Origin of the sequence: Shewanella sp. Iso12 (assembly GCF_012030025.1) — a bacterium.
In the GTDB taxonomy this organism is placed as follows: Bacteria; Pseudomonadota; Gammaproteobacteria; order Enterobacterales; family Shewanellaceae; genus Shewanella; species Shewanella algae.
Window position 1 is genome coordinate 1 of sequence record NZ_JAAUHW010000042.1, and the last position, 674, is coordinate 674.

1 protein-coding gene is annotated in these 674 nt (G+C 51.3%); it reads left to right on the forward strand.

Features of this window, described 5'->3' with window-relative positions; all coding sequences use genetic code 11:
- On the forward strand, window positions 1–674 hold a 674-nt coding region (locus HCX89_RS22645), incomplete at both ends, for an ISL3 family transposase (protein ID WP_167717526.1).

Here is a 674-nt window from a genome sequence, read left to right on the forward strand (position 1 = left end):
GAGGTCACAGAGCCTGATTGGAGTCGTGTCAAACGCCTGGTCATGGACGAGTTTGCCCTGTTCAAAGGCCATCGTTACGCCACCGTGGTGGCCGATGCGGATACTCATCAAGTCCTTTGGATAGGTGAAGGCCGCAGTAGAGAAGCTATCCGGCCGTTTTTCGTTAAGTTGGGTCAGTACTGCCAACAGATTGAAGCCGTTGCTATGGATATGAATACTGCCTTTGACCTGGAGGTACAGAAGCACTGTCCCCAAGCCAAAGTGGTCTACGACTTGTTTCATGTTGTTGCCAAGTATGGCCGTGAAGTCATCGACCGAGTCAGGGTTGACCAGGCTAATCAACTCAAGCATGACAAACCGGCCCGCAAACGGGTGAAACGGGGGCGCTGGGTCTTACTCAAAAACAGAGATAATTTGACAGACAAACAGGCGGGGTATCTCAACGAGCTGTTGGAGTCGAACAAAAGCTTAATGACGGTTTACCTGCTCAGGGAGCAACTCAAGGAGATGTGGTACTGCACAGATGAAGCCGAAGCCACGGCTCAATGGAACCTCTGGTGGCAACAAGTCAGAGAGAGCGGTATCAGGCCACTACTCCAATTTGGCCAGCGTCTTAAAAACTATCTTCATGGCATAGTTGCTTCAGCGGTTCATCCGTTGCACACCTGCCGACT